General features: G+C 65.8%; 19 protein-coding genes. 15 read left to right on the top strand and 4 right to left on the bottom strand.

Annotation, left to right across the window (positions count from 1 at the left end; all coding sequences use genetic code 11):
* Nucleotides 1-58 precede the first annotated feature (58 nt).
* The 6 genes from GNX95_RS42075 to GNX95_RS42050 all read left to right on the top strand — a co-directional run bounded on the left by GNX95_RS42075 (nt 59) and on the right by GNX95_RS42050 (nt 6856).
* Entirely contained in the window at nt 59-2920 is a 2862-nt protein-coding gene (locus tag GNX95_RS42075) for a beta-N-acetylglucosaminidase domain-containing protein (RefSeq protein ID WP_163513728.1), read from the top strand.
* Between the two features lie 41 nt (nt 2921-2961).
* The gene (locus GNX95_RS42070) at nt 2962-3369 is read left to right on the top strand and encodes a RidA family protein (RefSeq protein ID WP_163513727.1); all 408 of its coding nucleotides are present in this window, start codon (nt 2962-2964) and stop codon (nt 3367-3369) included.
* Between the two features lie 169 nt (nt 3370-3538).
* The gene (locus GNX95_RS42065; protein ID WP_246281941.1) at nt 3539-4342 is read left to right on the top strand and encodes a prolipoprotein diacylglyceryl transferase; all 804 of its coding nucleotides are present in this window, start codon (nt 3539-3541) and stop codon (nt 4340-4342) included.
* Nucleotides 4339-4728, top strand: coding sequence for a hypothetical protein (locus GNX95_RS42060; protein ID WP_163513725.1), 390 nt, complete (start codon nt 4339-4341; stop codon nt 4726-4728). The genes GNX95_RS42065 and GNX95_RS42060 overlap by 4 nt, the downstream gene beginning before the upstream one ends.
* Nucleotides 4725-6278, top strand: a complete 1554-nt coding sequence (locus GNX95_RS42055) for a radical SAM protein (protein ID WP_187369771.1) — start codon at nt 4725-4727, stop codon at nt 6276-6278. Before GNX95_RS42060 ends, GNX95_RS42055 begins: the two co-directional genes overlap by 4 nt.
* Before the next feature lie 119 nt (nt 6279-6397).
* Nucleotides 6398-6856 carry a hypothetical protein gene (locus GNX95_RS42050; RefSeq protein ID WP_163513724.1) on the top strand — a complete coding sequence of 153 codons (459 nt, stop codon included), beginning with the start codon at nt 6398-6400 and terminating at the stop codon, nt 6854-6856.
* Here the strand turns inward: GNX95_RS42050 and GNX95_RS42045 are convergent.
* Nucleotides 6843-7829: an MDR family NADP-dependent oxidoreductase gene (locus GNX95_RS42045; RefSeq protein ID WP_163513723.1), complete on the bottom strand. Its 987-nt coding sequence runs from the start codon at nt 7827-7829 to the stop codon at nt 6843-6845. The genes GNX95_RS42050 and GNX95_RS42045 overlap by 14 nt on opposite strands.
* A 74-nt stretch (nt 7830-7903) precedes the next feature.
* Between GNX95_RS42045 and GNX95_RS42040 the strand changes: the two genes are divergently transcribed.
* The gene (locus tag GNX95_RS42040) at nt 7904-8872 is read left to right on the top strand and encodes a helix-turn-helix transcriptional regulator (protein WP_163513722.1); all 969 of its coding nucleotides are present in this window, start codon (nt 7904-7906) and stop codon (nt 8870-8872) included.
* Between the two features lie 102 nt (nt 8873-8974).
* Nucleotides 8975-10042 (top strand): fatty acid desaturase family protein, encoded by a 1068-nt coding sequence (locus GNX95_RS42035; RefSeq protein ID WP_163513721.1) that lies wholly within the window; start codon nt 8975-8977, stop codon nt 10040-10042.
* Here GNX95_RS42035 and GNX95_RS42030 read toward each other — a convergent pair.
* The gene (locus GNX95_RS42030; protein WP_163513720.1) at nt 10017-10526 is read right to left on the bottom strand and encodes a MarR family winged helix-turn-helix transcriptional regulator; all 510 of its coding nucleotides are present in this window, start codon (nt 10524-10526) and stop codon (nt 10017-10019) included. The genes GNX95_RS42035 and GNX95_RS42030 overlap by 26 nt on opposite strands.
* An 81-nt stretch (nt 10527-10607) precedes the next feature.
* Here GNX95_RS42030 and GNX95_RS42025 point away from each other — a divergent pair, with 81 nt between their 5' ends.
* The 7 genes from GNX95_RS42025 (at nt 10608) to GNX95_RS41995 (ending at nt 16442) form a co-directional block, all read left to right on the top strand.
* On the top strand, nt 10608-11060 hold the full coding sequence (locus GNX95_RS42025; protein ID WP_163513719.1) for a pyridoxamine 5'-phosphate oxidase family protein: 453 nt from the start codon (nt 10608-10610) through the stop codon (nt 11058-11060).
* Between the two features lie 70 nt (nt 11061-11130).
* The gene (locus tag GNX95_RS42020) at nt 11131-11943 is read left to right on the top strand and encodes a class I SAM-dependent methyltransferase (RefSeq protein ID WP_222854334.1); all 813 of its coding nucleotides are present in this window, start codon (nt 11131-11133) and stop codon (nt 11941-11943) included.
* 66 nt (nt 11944-12009) lie between these two features.
* Nucleotides 12010-12675: a GntR family transcriptional regulator gene (locus GNX95_RS42015; protein WP_163513717.1), complete on the top strand. Its 666-nt coding sequence runs from the start codon at nt 12010-12012 to the stop codon at nt 12673-12675.
* A 72-nt stretch (nt 12676-12747) separates the two neighbouring features.
* Nucleotides 12748-13017 (top strand): hypothetical protein, encoded by a 270-nt coding sequence (locus tag GNX95_RS42010; RefSeq protein ID WP_163513716.1) that lies wholly within the window; start codon nt 12748-12750, stop codon nt 13015-13017.
* Between the two features lie 99 nt (nt 13018-13116).
* Nucleotides 13117-13383, top strand: coding sequence for a hypothetical protein (locus GNX95_RS42005; RefSeq protein WP_163513715.1), 267 nt, complete (start codon nt 13117-13119; stop codon nt 13381-13383).
* 825 nt (nt 13384-14208) lie between these two features.
* Nucleotides 14209-15447 carry a hypothetical protein gene (locus GNX95_RS42000; RefSeq protein ID WP_163513714.1) on the top strand — a complete coding sequence of 413 codons (1239 nt, stop codon included), beginning with the start codon at nt 14209-14211 and terminating at the stop codon, nt 15445-15447.
* A 122-nt stretch (nt 15448-15569) separates the two neighbouring features.
* Nucleotides 15570-16442, top strand: a complete 873-nt coding sequence (locus tag GNX95_RS41995; RefSeq protein ID WP_163513713.1) for a hypothetical protein — start codon at nt 15570-15572, stop codon at nt 16440-16442.
* On the opposite strand, the gene GNX95_RS41990 is transcribed toward GNX95_RS41995, so the two are convergent.
* Nucleotides 16431-16898: a GNAT family N-acetyltransferase gene (locus tag GNX95_RS41990; protein ID WP_222854333.1), complete on the bottom strand. Its 468-nt coding sequence runs from the start codon at nt 16896-16898 to the stop codon at nt 16431-16433. The two genes, GNX95_RS41995 and GNX95_RS41990, sit on opposite strands and share 12 nt — an antisense overlap.
* The gene (locus tag GNX95_RS41985) at nt 16898-18223 is read right to left on the bottom strand and encodes an NsdA family TPR-like regulatory protein (RefSeq protein ID WP_163513712.1); all 1326 of its coding nucleotides are present in this window, start codon (nt 18221-18223) and stop codon (nt 16898-16900) included. Before GNX95_RS41985 ends, GNX95_RS41990 begins: the two co-directional genes overlap by 1 nt.
* Nucleotides 18224-18346: the final 123 nt, after the last annotated feature.

Below are 18346 nucleotides of genomic sequence, written 5' to 3'. Positions count from 1 at the left end.
CGCCTGGCCAAATACTGGTATGCACCAGTCAGGGCAGGCTCTTCGAGGCGAGGTGTTGATGGCAGTCATTCCTTCGACCTGGCGACTCGCGCTGGGTCTGGTCTTCGGCCTGGCGCTGGTCGGTACGCCGGCCGGCGCCACCGGGCCGGCGTGGGCGGACGTACCGATCCCACCGGTGTCACCGAAACCGCAGTCGATCGCGGCGTTCTCCAGCGGCTTCCGGCTGCCGGCGAACGCCACGGTCGTGGCCGGACCGGCCGCGGACCGCGCGGCGCTGAACGCGACGACCGGCGTGCTGCGTAAGGCCGGTCTTTCGGTGGCCAGCAGCGCAAAAGCCGGCCGAGGCCTGTCGGTGTTCCTCGGCGGACCACAGGCGTCGCAGGCGTTGGCCGACCTCGGCGTGCCGGGACCAAGCGGCCTGCCGGCCGGCGGCTACGTACTCGTCGCCGGACTGCGTGACGGCGTGCCGACCATCGTGTTGTCCGGCGTCGACGCGGCCGGCACGTTCTATGCCGCGCAGACGCTGCGCCAGCTGGTCGTCGGTGGCACCGTGCCCGGCGTACGCGTGCGCGACTTCTCGAGTTTTTCCATGCGTGGCGGCGAGGAGTCGTTCTACGGCCACCCGTGGTCGCAGGCCGACCTGCTGCACCAGCTGGACTTTCTCGGTCAACACAAGATGAACGCGTTTCTCTACACCGTCAGCGGCGACCCGCACACGGCCGGCGCGCTGTGGCGCCAGCCCTATCCGGCCGACCAGCTCAACGCGCTGGCCGCCGCGGTTTCGCGCGCGAGTGCCAATCATGTCGACTTCATCTATCGGATCGACCCAGAGGCACCGGTCGCGCATGACGCCGCCATGTGTCATGGCGACCAAGGCGATCTCGACGCGCTCATCGCGCGTTACCAGCAGTTGTGGGACATCGGCATTCGTACGATGTCGATCGGCTGGGACGACACCGACGGCGCGCTGACCTGCGCCGCCGACCAGCAGTTCAAGTCGGACGCCAGTCCGGCGGCGGCCGCGCACGCGTTTGTCACCAACTACATCTACGACCATTTCATCGCGACGCATCCCGGCTCGAAACTGATCGCGGTGCCGCGCGATTACGCCGGCACGGGCGCGACGACCTACCGTACGCGCTATGCCGCGCTGACCCGGCCAGAGGTCACGTTTTTCTGGACCGGGCCGGACGTCATCTCGCGTACCATCACGGCCGGCGACTTTTCCCAGGCGCAGAACAGCTTCGGCGGCCGGCCGCTGCTCATCTTCGACAACTATCCGGTCAACGACTATGCCTCCAACCAGCAGCATCTCGGACCACTGGTCGGCCGTGACCCGGCGCTCGCCCAGTCCTCGATCGGCTTGCTGGCCAACGAAATGCAGGAGGAAGAGGCGTCGCTGATCTCGCTGTTCACGGTCGCCGACTTCGACTGGAACCCATCTGCGTACGACCCGCAGGACTCCTGGAGCCGCTCGTTGGCCGAGTTCGGCGGACCGGCGGCTGGCGCGCTGCGGAAATACGCGGAAAACTCGGTCAACTCGCCGCTGACCGCGGACGTGGCGCCGGTCGTACAACCGCTGATCCTGGCCTTCGAGCAGGCATTCCGGTCGCACGCCGAGCTCTCCGGACCGGCCGCGGCGTTGCTCGCCGAGCTGGAGAGCGTACGCACGGCACCGGCGACTTTGCGCGGCCAGTTGAACAATCCGTCGTTCCTGACCGAGTCGGAGCCGTATTTCCGTACGCTCGAGGCACAGGCGACGGCGGCGAAGTCGGCGGTCGCGGCGATTCAGGCGGTCGACGCCGGCGACGAGGCGGCGGCTTTCCAAGCCAGGTCACAGATGTCGGCGGCGCTAGCCGGGATCTCCGGAAAATATGTGGCCGCTGGCGCGTACGACCGGCTGATCGCCTTCGCACGCGGCTCGCGGCCGTCGACGACGGTCGCCAACGACAACGGGGCGATGTCGACGTTCTCGGTGCACGGCGACGGCTATCTTTACACGTCCTGGCAACGATCTCCTGGCAGCACCTGGGAACCGTCGGTGATGATCGGTGGCACGGCGACGAAAATCGTCGGCACGCCGGATGTCATTCAGCGCCGAAACGGAGCGCTTTCGGCTTTCGCGCGTGGATCCGACAACGCGCTGTGGACCACGCGGCAGGCGACGCCGGGCGCCACCTGGGAGCCGTGGGAGCGGCTCGGCGGCGCGCTCAGCGGCAGTCCGCGCGCCGTACTGAGTGACTCCGGGCAGGTGTCGGTGTTCGTACGCAGTGGCGGCCAGCTGTCGACCACCTGGGAATCGGCCGAGAACAGCAACAGCTGGAGCGGTTTCGTCCAAGTCGCCAACGCCATCTCGATGACCGGCGACCCGGACGCGATCCTCGCCGCCGACGGCACCATGGCGGCTTTCGTCCGCGACACCAACGGACATCTGCTGACCAGCTGGCAGCCGACCGTCGGCAGCCCGTGGCACGACTGGACCGACCTCGGCGGCGGCATCGCCGGCGATCCGCGGGTCGTCATCGGCTTCAACAACGCGATGTCGGTCTACGCACGCGGCGACAACGGCCAGCTTTTCACCGCCTGGCAAAGCCAGTACGGCTCGACCTGGTCCGGGCTGCAGCAGATCGGCTCGGCGGCCATGGTCGGCCGGCCGGAGGTGGCGGTCGCGCCGAACGGCGCGCTGTCCGCGTACGTCCGTGACGCTGGCGGCACCGTCTGGACGACCTGGCAGTCGTCGGTCGGCAGCACTTGGAGCGGATCGGCATCGCTCGGCGGCTCGTCCGCGGTCGACCCGCGGGTCGTGGAGGGCACCAACGGCGGATTTTCCGCGCTGGCGGTGCGCGCCGGCGGCCAGGTGTCGACCAGCTGGCAGTCGTGGCCGGGTTCGGGCTGGTCACCGTGGACCGACATCGGCTAATTGGTTCGCGGCTTCGCCGGCGTGACGGTTAGGTTCGGCGTATGACCTCGTCCGTACGCCTGGTGCGCAGCACCACGCTGTCGCCGGTGGCCGAGTACGCGTACGCGGCCACCGTCGACCCGCCGGCGCGGCTGGTGTTCGCCGCCGGCGCCTGTCCGCTCGACGCCGACGGCGCGACCGTCGGCGTCGGCGACTACGCGGCGCAGGCGCGCCAGGTGATGCGCAACCTGCAGGTCGCGCTCGCCGACGCCGGCGCCGAGCTGACCGACATCGCCAAGACGACCGTTTACGTCGCGTCGAACGACCAGAAGGACCTGGTCACCGCGTGGCAGGTCGTCCGCGACTTCCTCGGCGACCACGACGTACCGAGCACGCTGCTCGGCGTCGCGCAGCTCGGCTATGCCAACCAACTCGTCGAGGTCGAAGCCGTCGCCGCCGTACGCCCCTAGGGTCGCCCCCGCCTGCGCCGAACGCACGCATGGCCACCATGCGTGCGTTGAACGAGCGCATGGCCACCATGCGTGCATCGAGCACCGCGTCACGCGGGCCTGGAGACTTTCGTGCAGACGGCGGCGCAAGTTGTGCGACCTCGCGTGAACACCACATATGCTGACGCGGGTGCTGCCTGTCCTGTTCCACCTCGGCGGATTTCCGGTGCTCACGCATCCGTTCTTCGTGAGCCTGGGGATCCTCACCGGCGTGACGCTGGTCGTGGTCGAGGCGGTACGGAGGCGACAGCTGACCATGGAGACGCTGGTCGTGATGACCGGCGCGGCGCTGTTCGGCGCGGTCGGCATGCGACTGTCCGGCATCGCGCCCTATCTGGACCCCAGCCGCAACCCGACCATCGCCGAGGCCTGGAACGAAGGCGCGCACAGCGTTCTCGGCGCGCTCGCGATGGCCTATCTCGGCGCCGTGCTGGCGAAAAAACTGATCCGCTATCGGGTACGCACCGGCGACCTGTTCGCGCCGGCCGTCGCCCTCGGCATGGCCGTCGGCCGGGTCGGCTGCCTGCTCACCGAGGCGCCGGGCCGGCCGACCACGCTGCCGTGGGGCATTCACGCGCCGCCGACCGTGCCGGACTGCCCCGGCTGCCTGACCGGCGCGGCCATGCATCCGTCGTTCGCGTACGAGATCGTCTTCCAGCTGGCCGCGTTCGCGGCGATCATGTGGCTGCGCGGCCGGCTCACCGCGCCCGGCGAGCTGCTCACGCTCTACATCTGCTGGTACGCGGTTTTCCGTTTCCTCATCGAGTTCACCAGGGCCAGCGAGACGGTGTGGCTCGGGCTGACCCGGCCGCAGTGGTTCCTGATCCCCGGCCTGGTGCTGGTCGGCTGGCGCGTGACGACGCAATATCGCAAAGGCGTCTACGACCCGGCCTTGCCGCGGCGATGGCGTACGGCCGAAGGCCTCGCGTCATGAACCAACCACCACCGCCGTCCGCGCTCCGGCCGCCGTGGCGCGACGAGCCGCCGAGCAGCCGCGGCACCATGGTGCTGGCCGGTTTCGCCGGTGGCCTGGCGCTTTTCCTGCTGCTGGCACTGCCGATCGGCACCGGTTTTCTGTTCGTACGGACAAATCCGCCAGGCGGTGTGGTCGTCGCCGTGCTGACGCTGGAAATTCTGCTCTATTGCGTCGCGCTGATCGCGGCCATCGTGGGCGCCGCCGTGCCACGCGTGCCACGCGTCTGGAAGTCGGCATGTTACGGCACACTGATCGCCTTCGCCCTACACCTTCTGCTGCTCGCGCTCACGATCATCGGCCTGGTGGTCGCGTGTTTCGCCCTGCTTTCCGGAGGAAACAGATGACCAGCGGCATGGGGCTGCGCGGCGACCGGATCCTGCGATACGTCAACGCGTTCTGTCCGCGCTGCCATGCCGGCGGCCAGCCGATCGGCTCCGTACAACGACTTTCCGGCCGGCTGGTGGAGCGCGACGACCGGGTCTGGCTGGAGCGCGGCTGTCCGGTGCACGGCCTGATCCGCACGATGTACGACGAAAACGCGGAAATCCTGGCCTATCTGGAGCGGTGGACCGCGCCGACCAAGCAACACATCCCCGACACACCGGGAAACTTCGAGCCGGCGCCGGGCGGCTATCTGCGCGGCCTCGGCGAAATGCAGACGCAGCACACCTGCATTCTCCTGCAGGACATCGCGGAAACCTGCAACCTGCGGTGTCCCACCTGCTTCACCGACTCCTCGCCGGGCGCCGGCAACGTCGTGCCGATCGGCGACATCCTGTCCAATGTGGACCAACGGCTGGCGCGGGAGAACGGCAAGCTGGACGTGCTGATGCTCTCCGGTGGCGAGCCGACACTGCATCCGCGACTGCCGGAGCTGATGGCCGAGCTGGCCAGCCGGCCGATCACCAGGATTCTGTTGAACACCAACGGGATCCGCATCGCGCGCGACGACGCGCTGCTCGACCTGCTCACCGAGCACCGGCAGCGCGCCGAGCTCTACCTGCAGTACGACGGCCTGTCCGCCGAGGCGTCCCGGCACCACCGCGGCGCGGACCTGCGCCGGCACAAGACGCTCGCGCTGGAGCGGCTGGCCGAGCGCGAGATCTTCTCGACGCTGGTGATGACCGCCGCTTTAGGCGTCAACGACAACGAAATCGGCGATGTGGTCAAGGTCGCGCTGGACACGCCGTACGTCGGTGGCGTGTGCGTACAACCGCAGTTTTCCTCCGGCCGCTCGGATTTCGTCGACCCCGACGACCGGCTCACGCACACCGGCGTGCTGGCGCGGCTGCCGGAGCAGACCGGCGGCCTGGTCGACTGGCGCGATCTGACCGCGCTGCCCTGCTCGCATCCGCACTGCTGCAGCATCGGCTATCTGCTCAAGGACGACGGCGGCAGCTGGCGTTCGCTGGTCGGCCTGATCGGCCACGAGCGGCTGGCCGCGCACCTCGGCCTGGTCGCCAACCGGATCGCCGACGACGAGCTGCCGCGCGAGCTGCGCCTCGCGGTCAAGGAGTCGCTGCTCGGCCTGCTGTCCGCGCAGAGCAGCCTGACGCACCCGCAGATCGGCGATCTGTGGCGCAGCATCGGCCAAAACTGCGATCTCGGCGTGCAGACACTGATGACCGTCGCGGCGTCGGCGCTGCCAGGCCGGCGCACCCGGCTGCGCCGGCTGCTGGCCGAGCGGGTCGTACGGATCAGCGTGAAGCCGTTCATGGACATCCACACCATGATCGAGGAGCGGCTGACGCAGTGCTGCGTCCATGTCGGTACGCGCGACGGCTCGGCCAACCAGTGCGCGCCATTCTGCGCCGTGCAGGCCTGGCCGGAGCTGTCCGCGCAGCGGATGTCGGCCGTCTCACGTACGCCGGCCCGCACCCTGCCGCTGGTCTGACGGCCGTACGGCGCGAGCTGCGACACAGTGTGACCTGACCCGGCCAACCTTGACGTGGTGATCTTCGGTGTACATGCTACATGTAGTAGCACTTAAAATCGCATCCCACGGAGACACCGATGAACAGCCACGACCCGCGCGCCACGAACGCGCCGTACTGGCGGACGCACCGGCGCAACGACCTGCTGACCGCCGTCGCCGCGGACATCCCGCGCGTCGGCCTCGACGCTACCCTGGCCGCGTACGGCGACCAGATCACGGCCGTCTTCGACGGCTTCGACGGCCTCGCGCTCGCCGCCTTCCAACGCTGGTTCACCGCCTTCACCGCGCGGCTGGACACCGAGCTCGCCGACGAGACCGAGGCCCGCGACGTGTGCCGGTCGCTGGCCGAGCGCAATCCGGGCCTCTGGACCATCGTGTCGGCGCATCTTGACCGGCCGGAGGTCGCGCGCGCCTGGGGCCGCCAGCGCGCGATGCTGCTGCACCAGCTCGGCATCGACCTCAACGCCGTCACCGACCGGCCGGTCGCGTCGGTGCCGCGGCAGCGGCAGGTCCCCGCCCTGGTCAGCCGATTCTGAGCAGGACGTTGCCGCGATAGCGTCCGGCCAGCATGTCGTCGAGCACTTTCGGCGCGTCCTCGACGTTTCCGTCGACGACCGTACGCGGATAGACGAGCTTTCCTTCGGCGAGCCAGCGACCGTAATGCGCATACCAGGCCGCGACCTGGTCCGGCGTGTGCGGCGTACAGAACGGCTTGATGACCAGTTCCTTCACGATCGCGGTCATCACGTCGAGCCGGGGATACGCGCCGTCGCCGCCGTCGAGCTGGCCGGAAACCGCTCCGCACAAGGCAAATCGCGCGCCATGCGCGGCCACCTTGACGGCCGCCTCGAACGCTTCGCCGCCAGTGTTGTCGTAGAAGACGTCGATGCCGTCCGGAGCGATTTTCACGAGCTGGCCGGCAAGATCTCCGTCGCGGTAGTTGATCGCCGCGTCGAAACCCAACTCCTCCACCAAATATCTGACCTTCTGGGCGCTGCCGGCCGAGCCGATCACCGTGGCTGCGCCCAGATTCCTGGCGATCTGGCCCGCCAGCGAGCCGACACCGCCGGCCGCGCCGGACACGAAAACCACGTCGCCAGCGCGGATTTCCGCGATGTCGACCATGCCGTGGTACGCGGTCACGCCTTGGTTGAGCGCGAAATACGGCTCCGGAAGCGACGGATGCACCGGATAGACCTCGTCGGCCGTCACGACGACCTCGTCCTGCCATCCCTTCCGGTGTAGGACACTCGTGCCGACCGGCAGCCGCTCGTCGCGCGACTCGACGACCATGCCGACGCCCGGTCCCCAGATTGGCTCCCCGATCCGGAAACCCGGCATCGGCAGGCCGGGGTCCGCGCGCATCAGGTCGGCGGTCACCGCCGGAATCTGCAGATATGTCGTGCGTACGCGCACGTCGCCGGCCGGCGGGTCGGCCTCCTCGAGCCTGGTCAACGAGGTCGCGGACTCGGTGCCGGTGCGATAGCCGCTCAGGATCACACGTTTCATGACTTTCCCTTCTCTGGACCTTTCTTCGACGCTAGAAGGCCATGCGGACAGCACTTGTCCGCTATAGTGGACGAGTGTGGGACACTCCCGGCCGGCTGCTCCGCCTGCTCGAACTGCTGCAACAGCGGCACGACTGGAGTGGTCCCGAGCTGGCCGGGCGGCTCGGCGTCTCGACGCGTACGGTCCGGCGCGACGTCGACCGGCTGCGCGCGATCGGCTATCCGGTCGACGCGCGGCACGGCGCCGAAGGTGGCTATCATCTCGCGCCGGGCGCCAACCTGCCGCCGCTGATGTACGACTCGGACGAGGCGGTCGCGACCGTGCTCGCTTTGCAGGCATACAGCGGATCCGACGAGGCGTTCACCGAAAGTGCCGTACGTGCGCTGACAAAACTCGTCGGCGTGATGCCGCGACGGTTGCGCCGGCAGGCCGAGGCGCTGACCGAGGTGCGGCAGACCACCACTGGCACCATTCGCGGCCAGGCGGTTCCGGCTGTGTCACTGGAAACGCTGGTCACCGTGGCGGTCGCCTGCCGAGAGCGGCGCCGGTCGACCGCGACGATCGACGGTGAGGAGCGGACGCTCGATCCGCTGAGCCTGGTACGCGCCGGCCGCCGATGGCACCTGGTTGCCTGGGACGTCTGGAAAAGCGAGTGGCTCGCCGTACGACTGGACGACCTGCGCGACTTCTCCGCCACGGATCGGCCGGCCGCACATCGCGAACCGCCGGGCGACGACCTCGTCGCGTACGTCGTCGCGCAGCTCGGCCGGCGGATCCAGCAGGTGACCGCGGTCGTCGAGGTCGCCGCACCGGCGGCGAAGGTGGCTCCGTGGGTCGACGGCGCCTTCGGCCGGATCGAGCCGACCGGCGACGAGTCCTGCGTGCTGCACTGCGGCGCCGACTCCTTCGACAGCATCGCCAGTTGGCTGCTGCTTTTCCACGCCGAGCTGAAAATCGTACGTCCGCCGGAGCTGGCCGAGGCCTACCGGCGGCTGGCCGAGAAATGTCTCCGGCACGCGCGGAGCTATGCCGACGCTACCTGAGCGTTAGCCGGCGACGACACCTGTGAGTGATGCCAGTCCGGTCGCTCGGTCCGTACGGTCGAATCACGCCGACGATTTCGACTATCGCGCCGAGGGAAGAATATGACTGCAGTGTTGTCCGCTCCGCCACGCCGGCGAAACCCGGTCAGCGACTACACCGAGCTGGCCAGGATCGTCAGGGAAAACGGCCTGATGCGACGACGTACCGGCCGTTATGCCGGCCGGATGGCCATCCTCGCGGCGCTTTTCGGCGCCGCTTTCTTTTTGCTTCTCACGCTTGGCCACAGCTGGTTGCAGCTGCTGGTCGCCGCCGGATTCGGCATCCTGTTCACCCAGATGGCGTTTCTGGCGCACGACGGCGCGCACCGGCAGATTTTCTCGTCAGGAAAAGCAAACGACTGGTTCTGCCGGGTCGTCGGCACGTCGCTGGTCGGCCTCAGCTATGGCTGGTGGGTCAACAAACATTCGCGCCACCACGCCAACCCCAACCAGATCGGCAAGGACGGCGACCTCTCCGCCGGCGCGCTCGTCTTCACACCGGAGGACGCACGCGCACGCCGAGGTCTTTCCGGCTGGCTGGCCGCGCGTCAGGGCTGGTTTTTCTTTCCACTGCTGACACTCGCCGGTCTCGACCTGCACGTGACCTCGCTGCGTACGCTCCTCGGCCGCGGCCGGATCGCCCACCGTGGCGTCGAACTCACCCTGGTCATCGCGCGGCTGGTCGGATTTCCGTTGCTGGCCGTCGCCGTCCTCGGCCTGCCGCTCGGACTGGCGTTCGTCGCCGTCCAGCTGATGGTCTTCGGCGTCTACATGGGTGCGAGTTTCGCGCCCAACCACAAGGGAATGCCGCTGGTGCCCAAGAGTGCCGACATCGACTTCCTGCGCCGGCAGGTGCTGATGTCGCGAAACGTCCGCGGCCGCTTCCTCGGCGTCGCGATGGGTGGCCTGAACTACCAGATCGAACACCATCTTTTCCCCAGCATGCCAAGCGCCAACCTGCCGCTCGTGCGGCCGATCGTGCGCCGCTACTGCGCCGAGCGCGGCATCACCTACACCGAGACCTCGCTGCTCAAGTCGTACGCGATCGTCGTTCGCTATCTGAACCGCGTCGGCAAGGGCTACGAGGATCCGTTCAGCTGTCCGATCACGGCGCGGTTTCGCTCTCGCTAGCCTCCATGTGAGTCAACACGCGACGAAGCAGCCGGTTGAGGATCGCCAGATCCTTGGCCGGCAACGCGTCGGTGAGCATCCGGCTGCGTACGCCCATGATGCGCTCGCCGAGCTGGTCGTGCATCGCGTGGCCCTTTTCGGTGAGTGTCAACCGAATCTGCGCGCGGTTGTCCGGCTGGACCGTACGGGTGAGAAAACCGCCGGCCTCCAGCCGGCCGAGCCGTGCGGTCACGCTGCCGGCGGTGATGTGGAACGCCTTGGCGAGATGACTGGGCGTACGCTCGGCCGGATCCGCGTGCGCCAGCTCGAAAATCACCTGGCAGTCGGCCAGCGAGACGCCTGAGCTGGCCGCGGCGGCCCGCAGCGCCTCCTCGTGCCTCCTGGCGATCTCCTCGATCCGCTTGACCGCCGCTTCGGCGACCGGATCGGCGCTGGGATGTCCGGCCAGATCGCGCTCCAGCGAGGCCTCGACGGAATCGGTCACCGACATCTCCTTGACAATCGAACACTTTGAGAGTCAAACTCTGAGTCACCCAAAGTATACGACAACCTCAAGGAGCACACCATGCCTGGACCGATGAGCACCGCCGGCCGCGAAGCCTTTCTGGCCGCCCCGCAGCACCTCGCGATCGTCAGCGTCGCCAGCGGCGACGGCCGGCCGCCACTGGCATCGCCGGTGTTCTATCACTACGAAGCCGGCGGCGAGCTGACGTTCTTCACCAACACGCTGGGTCGCAAGACGCGCAAGGCCGAGGCCATCGACAAGGCCGGGGCGGTCACCGTGACGGTGCAGACCGAGGAGATGCCATACAAATACGTGACGGTCGAGGGCACGATCGTAGGCAGCGGAAAGCCGTCCGAGGACCAGATGTTCGCGATCGCACGCCGCTACATGCCGGACGACTACGCGCACGGCTTCGTACAGAACGAGTTCGCGCATCCGGACAGCGATCCGGTGCTCTACGCCGTACGTCCGGATCGCTGGTACAGCAGCGACCTGTCCGAGACGCCGGCCTGATTCGGTCCCTGGCAGCGAAAACTTCCGGAAGGAGCAGCGGCCGGCCGACGTCTAGGTGAGAATGGATGTCATGTTGGAACTGACCGCGGAGCGACGTGCCGAGTTGGTGGCGCTGCTGGACGACGACCAGCGGCTGAAGGCGGACTACCCGAAGGTCGCCGACTATCTCGACACGTCGTCACGGCTGGCCGGCAGCTCCGACGGCGGCTTCGACCTGCGGCTGTTGCACTACATGACCGGCGGCGAGTCGGCCAACCCGTACTGGGACATCGTCGCGCCGGCCGTGACCGAGCGCGCCGGCCGGCGGCACGTCGACGGCGGCCAGCCGGACGGCAGCGCGCGGCTCGCGTACGCGCAGGTCACCCTGCAGGGCGCCTACGCGTACGCGATCCCGTCGCCGGAGACGCTTCGGTGGATCGCCGGGATCTGCCGGGACCACCAGCTCCTCGAGGTCGGCGCCGGCCGCGGTTACTGGGCTCACCAGTTGGCGCTGCTCGGCGTGGACGTGGTCGCGTACGACTCACGGCCGCCGGCGGACCGGCACAACGTCTCCTTCCCGGCCGCACCCGGCCAGCCCGACGCGTGGTTCGAGGTCGCTGACGCCACCGGCCTGGACTGGCACCGCGTGGGCTCCGACCAGACACTTTTCCTTTGCTGGCCACCCGGCTGGGACGACCCGATGGCGTTGGACACTTTGCGGCAATTCGAGGCCGCCGGCGGACGCCAACTTTTGTTTGTCGGCCAACCGAAAGGTGGCATGACCGGAAACAACGCCTTTTTCGACCGATTGATGGCGAATTGGCGGCTGTCCGAGCGGGACGACGCGTTTGTCTCCTGGTGGAATCTCAAGGATGTCGCCGAATGCTGGAGGTTGGCCGGCTGAGCTCCTTGTGCGTATACGCAACTGTGTATACGCTGGATTGGTCGAATCGTCGACAGGAGCCGAGCGATGCCGGAGCCGGCCTACGTTGCCATCGCGGGTGAGCTTGCCAGGAAGATCCGTCGCGGTGAGCTCGCACCGGGAAGTCAGTTGCTCAGCCAGCCTGAGCTGGCGCAGCGGCATGGCGTGTCGACGATCGTCATCCGTAAAGCGATCGGCCTGCTGCTCAACCAGGGCCTGGTGCGCACCGTGGAACGCCGCGGCACGTTCGTGGCCGAGCAGCCGACACTTGTCCGTATTTCTCCGGAAAGACAGCTCGAGCCGCCGGAGACGTCGTTTGGCAACGAAGCCGCGGCCAACACCGTCGAGGTCACCCGCGAGGAGCGGGACATCCCGGCGACCGCCGAGCTGGCGGCGGATTTCGGGGTGGCCGAAGGCGACCTGCTCAGACACGTCATCGTCCGCGCCACCGAAGGCGGCCGGCCGATCTCGATTTCCGACAACTACGAGCCGACCGACGCGCGCGACCGCACGGCGAAGTATCTGGAGGAGACCGTCGCCGACCGGATTCCGGTGCCGTCACACCAAAACTGGCTCGGCACACGCGCCGGCGAACTCGCCACGACCATTCACCAGCGGTTCATCGCCGCTGACGAACAGGTCGTGATGATCTCCGACATCACGTATCCGCGGGATCGCTATGACGCCTTCGTTTTTCGCATGACACTGCCATAAAACCCCGACGAGACAGGAGGTGTGTGGTGCCAGCTCACGCCATATCGGGAATTCCGGCACCCGTGACCCGGCATGTCAGAGTCACCTGAGTCGGACGAACCGCGGTCGATCCTGATGCAACACCGTCCGCACAGCATGCAGGTCGGCACGCGCACCTGCTCGTACTGCGGCGGCGTGTGGGATTCCGCGCAACTGGGCGACGGTCCCGGCTACATCTACGGCTGCGCCGAGCGACTCGACGCGCAGCTCGCGCTCGCCGAGCTCGGCGAGCTGCCCGACTCCTTGGTCGGCACCGAGCCGATCGCACATCCGAAGCCGAAGTTTTTGCGTACGTACGAATGAAAAGCAGGTCGGACGGGTCCGGTCGAGACCTCCCGCAAACGCAGGGCGGGGGACCGGGGCTCCCGGACCCGTCTGACCGTAACGACCCCGAGGTCCGCCATGACTATTCTGCCGAAAATCGCCGTCCGCCTCGCCACCGCCGGCCATGTGATGGCACTGCGCCGCCAGGTCGTACACGCTCGCCTGGAGGCAACCCAACTGCTCCGCGGCGCCCGCGCGCGCGACGACCAGCGCAAGGTCGACCACTATTCCGGCAAGGCGCTGGCCTTCCAGACCGTCATCGACATGATCGACACGCAGTTCCACACCGACCACGAACACGTGGAGACCGAGCCAGACCCCACTGTCGCTCCCGGCCATCCGTAGCTGGCAGCCGTTTTCCTCTCATGTAACGAAAGTGACCGCTCTCACGGTGTGTCGCGAGCACCTTCGTCACATGCACGCACGTCCCCAACGCGAAGATGGTGGAGCCGACACCCGGACTCGAACCGGGAACCGCTCGATTTCCATTCGCCACTTTCCGTGACTGCTCACTGGTTCCCGATCATGCCGTCTAGCTGGCCGTACGTCTTTTCGGGCTTCTCGCTGATGCTCGCCGGATGCCGCTGATCGTCACCGTTTGTGCTGGGTTTTCGCTGGCATAAGCGAGTGGCGCTGGTTGGTCTTCCCGTCGGCGGACGTAGTCCCAGCGGGCCGGGTCGGTACGGTCAACCACGCTCCTCGGTTGACCGTACCGGGCCGGTCCGCTTGCCTCTGGCGCCGGCGGGAAGACCGACCAGCACCACGTACCGCAGGGTCCCGGCGGGCTTCTCGGAGGCGCCAGGGGGTTCGGGGGCCGGCGAGGACCCCCGAGTAGTACGGCGCGGCTGGACGGTTGGCAGCTCGGCCTGGTGCTACTCGTACTGGGTGCTTCGGGTGCGGAGCGGGCGTGCCTCCGGTCGTCCGGGGCGGCCGCCGTCCGAGGACGGCGCCCCAGCGCCGCCCGCAGCGGCGGCGTGGCGGTCCGGGCGTGCCGGAGGCACGCCCTTGATCCAATACAGAGCAATTCAGCAGCCGAGCGGATGACGAAGAGTAGGCGCGTAGTGCCCGCGATTGGTAGCCAAACGGTTGAAGCCAAGTCCGCGCCTTCTGTTACAGAATGGTGTCCCAGGCGAGCGGACTGTAGTCGTTGCCAGCTACCAGGGGCTCCAGATGAGTGACGATTTTGAGATTGTTAGACGCGCATCGGTCGTTGCGGGCGGTCGACCGGCGACGGAACTTGTCGCGACGGGCGAGATTCCTAACCTGATGCTGCAGATCAGGCCACAATGGCAAGCAAAAGGGCTAATTGAGAGAGTTCGCCGACTACTTCCCGTGGACCCTAGCAGCGCATGTCAGCGGCTATTCAATGCGGCCGTCCAAGACCTGCGCGAAAAGGTACAGATGGCAGGCCTTGATATTGCTCAGGAGGCCGCAAAGACCTACCGCTTGCCCACTGTTGCCGGGCAGGATTCGATCGAAGAATATTCGACGGCGAAGCTTATTGATTTGGCCTACCGCATGGGCCTTCTGACACGTCCGGAATGGCGCAAAATGACCCGGGTGTATGACATCCGAAGAGACCTTGAGCATGAAGACTCGGAGTACGAAGCCGGCATTGAAGACTGCATCTATATCTTTACGACTTGCATCGACGCAGTCCTTTCACGAGACCCTGTGCAGCCCCTACGGGTTGCCGAAGTGAAAGAGATTGTCCAAGCGGCAGGTCCGGCCCTGCCGACAGCTCAGCTTATCGAAGATTTCAAGAGTGCTCCAGACACGAGGCAGGCCGAAATTCTGAAGTTCCTTGTCGGCACAGCCCTAGCGCTTAATGGCGTGGCGCCAGACGTGGTGCGCGAGAATGCATTTGCCACCCTCAAAGAGCTGAATTCAGCGACACGCGACTCAGTCAGGATCGAACTGGCGGCCTACTTACAAGAGAAAGTAGGACGAAAGAAGCTTGAACCAGTGGAGGTTCGAGTCGCCACAGCGATTGGCATCCTCACGTATCTCAACAAGGGGCAACGGATAGAGTTCTTCCGAACCAGGTGCGAGGAGTTGATAGCCATTGGGCACGACTGGCGAAGCCATGCCGAACACGGCGGGCCGCTGCGTTCCATCACCGAATACGGTGGACTTGGAGCAGCGCCCGACCCAGTCCACGAGAATATGACCAAGTGGATGGCGCTGTGCTATATCGGCGAAGAGGGGGGCTATGGGGCGGGCCGACGGCGACCCGTATTCTTCAGCAACTCGGCCGCGCCAATCATCGAAGAGTTATTCAAGAACGATCGAGCCCGAGTCGGCAGCGCCCTAGAGCGCCTACAGAGCAATCCGGACATCGTAGAAGCTTGCAAGTACGGTCCTACTGCACGTCGTTACCAAGATCTCCTGGATCTCACCACAACCTGACCGACCGTAAATGCAGAATTAGTTCGCATTCGAGCTACGGAGCAGAATTGACGCCTCCCATTCCGATCCCCACAGACGTGCAGACGTGGCTACGGGATACGTTCTCGGTTTGCAACGAGCGCGTGTCAGCAATCGTGTCACGTATCCCGACGACTTGGGAGACGTCCCTCGACATGACATTTATCCAACATTTTGCGGGCATGTCGACGCCCTTTCAGTTCCCCTCAGGGTGGATAGTCGACATCAGGACTCATTATCTTGGCGGCGGTCGCCATTTTGGGGAATGGCCAGACCATACGCGTCGCTGGGAGATCGCGGATATCGGGATCCTTGTCCAGTTCCGGCAGGAGGGGAGAATAGTTCGCTCTAAAGTTGTTCTGCTGCAGTCTAAACGCCTGTACCCTAACGAGCAGAACTGGGAAGAAGACAGCCCTCTAGACTACTTAGTTGGGTTTGGTCGACTCTACAAACAAGACGACGAGTGGGGCGATATAACCACCCCGCGACAGTTTGGGTTCAACACAGAGTCTCGGTATAAAGCGCTGGTGACCGGACTTCGGCAGTACAAATCAATTGGAGAGTTCGAGCAACACCAAGGTGTCCCTGTCTACTACCTTCTCTATCATCCATGGCAGATACCGCACGAGGTAACGCAGCCTCTGCCAGCCGGATATCAGGTTGGCGGCTCTTGCGATGTTGGCTGTCGCGTCCTTCCCGCGAGCCAGTTACGGGCAGCACTGATCGGTCAGCCAGACGGCCATAGTCCAGCGTATAGTGAACTACTGCGATCTTTTGCCGATCCGTTTTCGCAAAATCAGAACCAAGCCGGTTGGCGTTTGGAAAATTTTATTGTGGATTTGGTACTTGAATGCGAGGCCGGACATATTGCAGACTCGCCGGCCGACAATGGCCTAAATTACATCTTCAACCGGCGCAGCGGTCCGATTTCGGCGGCACTAGCGATAACAATCGACGCCCCAAGATCACTTCAATAGGCTGCCAGTGTCCGCGCGGTAGAAGATCTTGCCGGGATTGGGCTTGACGCCGAGCAGTTCGTAGAAGCGTTGTGCATTGGCGTTGAATTGGTCAGTTTGCCATTCGACTCGGCTGCATCCGCGCTTGGCGGCGATGTCGAATAGGCCGCGCATGAGTTGCTGGCCGACGCCAGTACGGCGGACCTTTTCGGCGACGTACAGCTCTTTCAGGAAGAGCGAGTGTGTGAGGCCGGCGGCCGGCCAGAGGTATGAGTAAGAGGCAAAGCCGACCAGCTCGTCGCCATCCCAAGCGAGCAACGAGTACGCGATCGGCGGGTCACCAAAGAGAGCGTCGTTGATCTGGCGGATGCGATCCTCTCGTGCCTCCGACTCTTCGTCGTAGAAGCGGTCCATCTCTTCGAGAAGATCCGAGATTGCGCCGGCGTCCGAGGACTTGGCCGGCAAGATCTGAGCCACTATCGCTTCTCCTTCTTGGGCTGCGAGGTCAACATCAGGAGTTCCTTGAACTGCTGAACAGGTGCGGACAGCCGGTCCTTGGCCGGTACGTCGGTCAGGATCTCCTGTCCGCGAAGCGTGATGATTCCCTCGCGCTGCGAGGTAGACAGCTGCTCGAACGTCTCCGTCGCGTACGACATGGCCTCGGCGGTGTCGCCGTCGTAGACCAGGCAGTTAGCGCGGTCCAGGCGGGTGATGGCCCAGTCAGTAAAGTCACCAGGCGCGCAGAGTTCTAGCGCGCGTTCCTGCGCGACGCGCGCTGAGTCGCTGTCGCGTAGATGGGTGTACGCGTTGCCTTCATGGAACCGCAGCTGCGATTCGTTGTAGCCAAAGGCCGATGCCGCGAGTGCATCGCCTTCAAGTCGCGAGACGCCTTCCTCGGCACGGTGTAAGGCGGCCTGTGTTTCGGCTCGGCGGCCCATCATGCCGTACACGCGAGCCTCAAGAGCTGCGGCTAACGGCGCTCCGACAGCCGCCGACTTGCCGGCGAGCACCTGGGCTTGCTCAGCCACACTCAGGGCCTCGATCAGATCGCCGCTGTAATAGTGGCCGTACGCCTCCTGAGCCAAAACCCAAGAGGTCGTCAGCGGGTCGCCTGCTTCGCTTGCGGCGTGGCGTGCGGTACGTGCCCAACGGCGGAACGCGATGCGGTTGTCCATCTTGACGAGCGTCAGGCAGATCAGCCCGGACAGCTGGGCCGTCACTCGGGTGAGATGCCGGAGCGCCGATGCCGATCGATATCGGGTCAGCGCGGTCTGCAAGTCCGTCAAGTCCGTCGTGAGGTCGTTGAACAGGAGATCTGCCGACCGGTCGCGGGTCGCACGGCCGTAGCGGGATACGGTCCGCTCCCAGTCCTCGAGGCTCGCCTCGGCCATGGCGCCATCATGCAGGGCGGCGTCGAGGGCCTGGCGCAGCTGCTCGACCTGGTCGAGGTCCGCCGGAACGATCGGGACCGCTGGCGGACGTACGACGATGGCGCTGCCGCGACCATCCTCGCCGTCATCCGAGAGACCAAAGAGCGCACGTGCGTGCGCGGGCATCTCCAGGCCATCCGCTATGCGCCTAAAGACGTGCATTTCTTTGGCCTGGTGTACCTCGCGGATGTACTTGCTGACCAGCGGCTGCTGCATGCCTACGGCAGTTCCGACTCTGGTTTGCGTGAACGTGTACGGCCAGCGGGTGAGTACGGCGAACAACCGCCCGACGTGTTTGGCCTTGAGGGCAGCCAAAACTCGCGGGTCCTCCCAGAACTCGGGCGGCACCTCGATCGGGTCGTATCCCGTCACCGACTTACAACCCTCCCGCATGACTCAGCGTCACGATCACAAGTGCCACGGTAGTCGATTCTAAGTCGGCGTCAGCCCCGGATGTCTCTCAGTTATGCCAACTTTGACTATTCAAAGTTGATC

It is taken from the genome of Fodinicola acaciae (assembly GCF_010993745.1).
GTDB lineage: Bacteria > Actinomycetota > Actinomycetes > Mycobacteriales > HKI-0501 > Fodinicola > Fodinicola acaciae.
The sequence above is the reverse complement of the archived record's forward strand: the minus strand, read 5'-3'. Positions and strand labels throughout refer to the sequence as shown.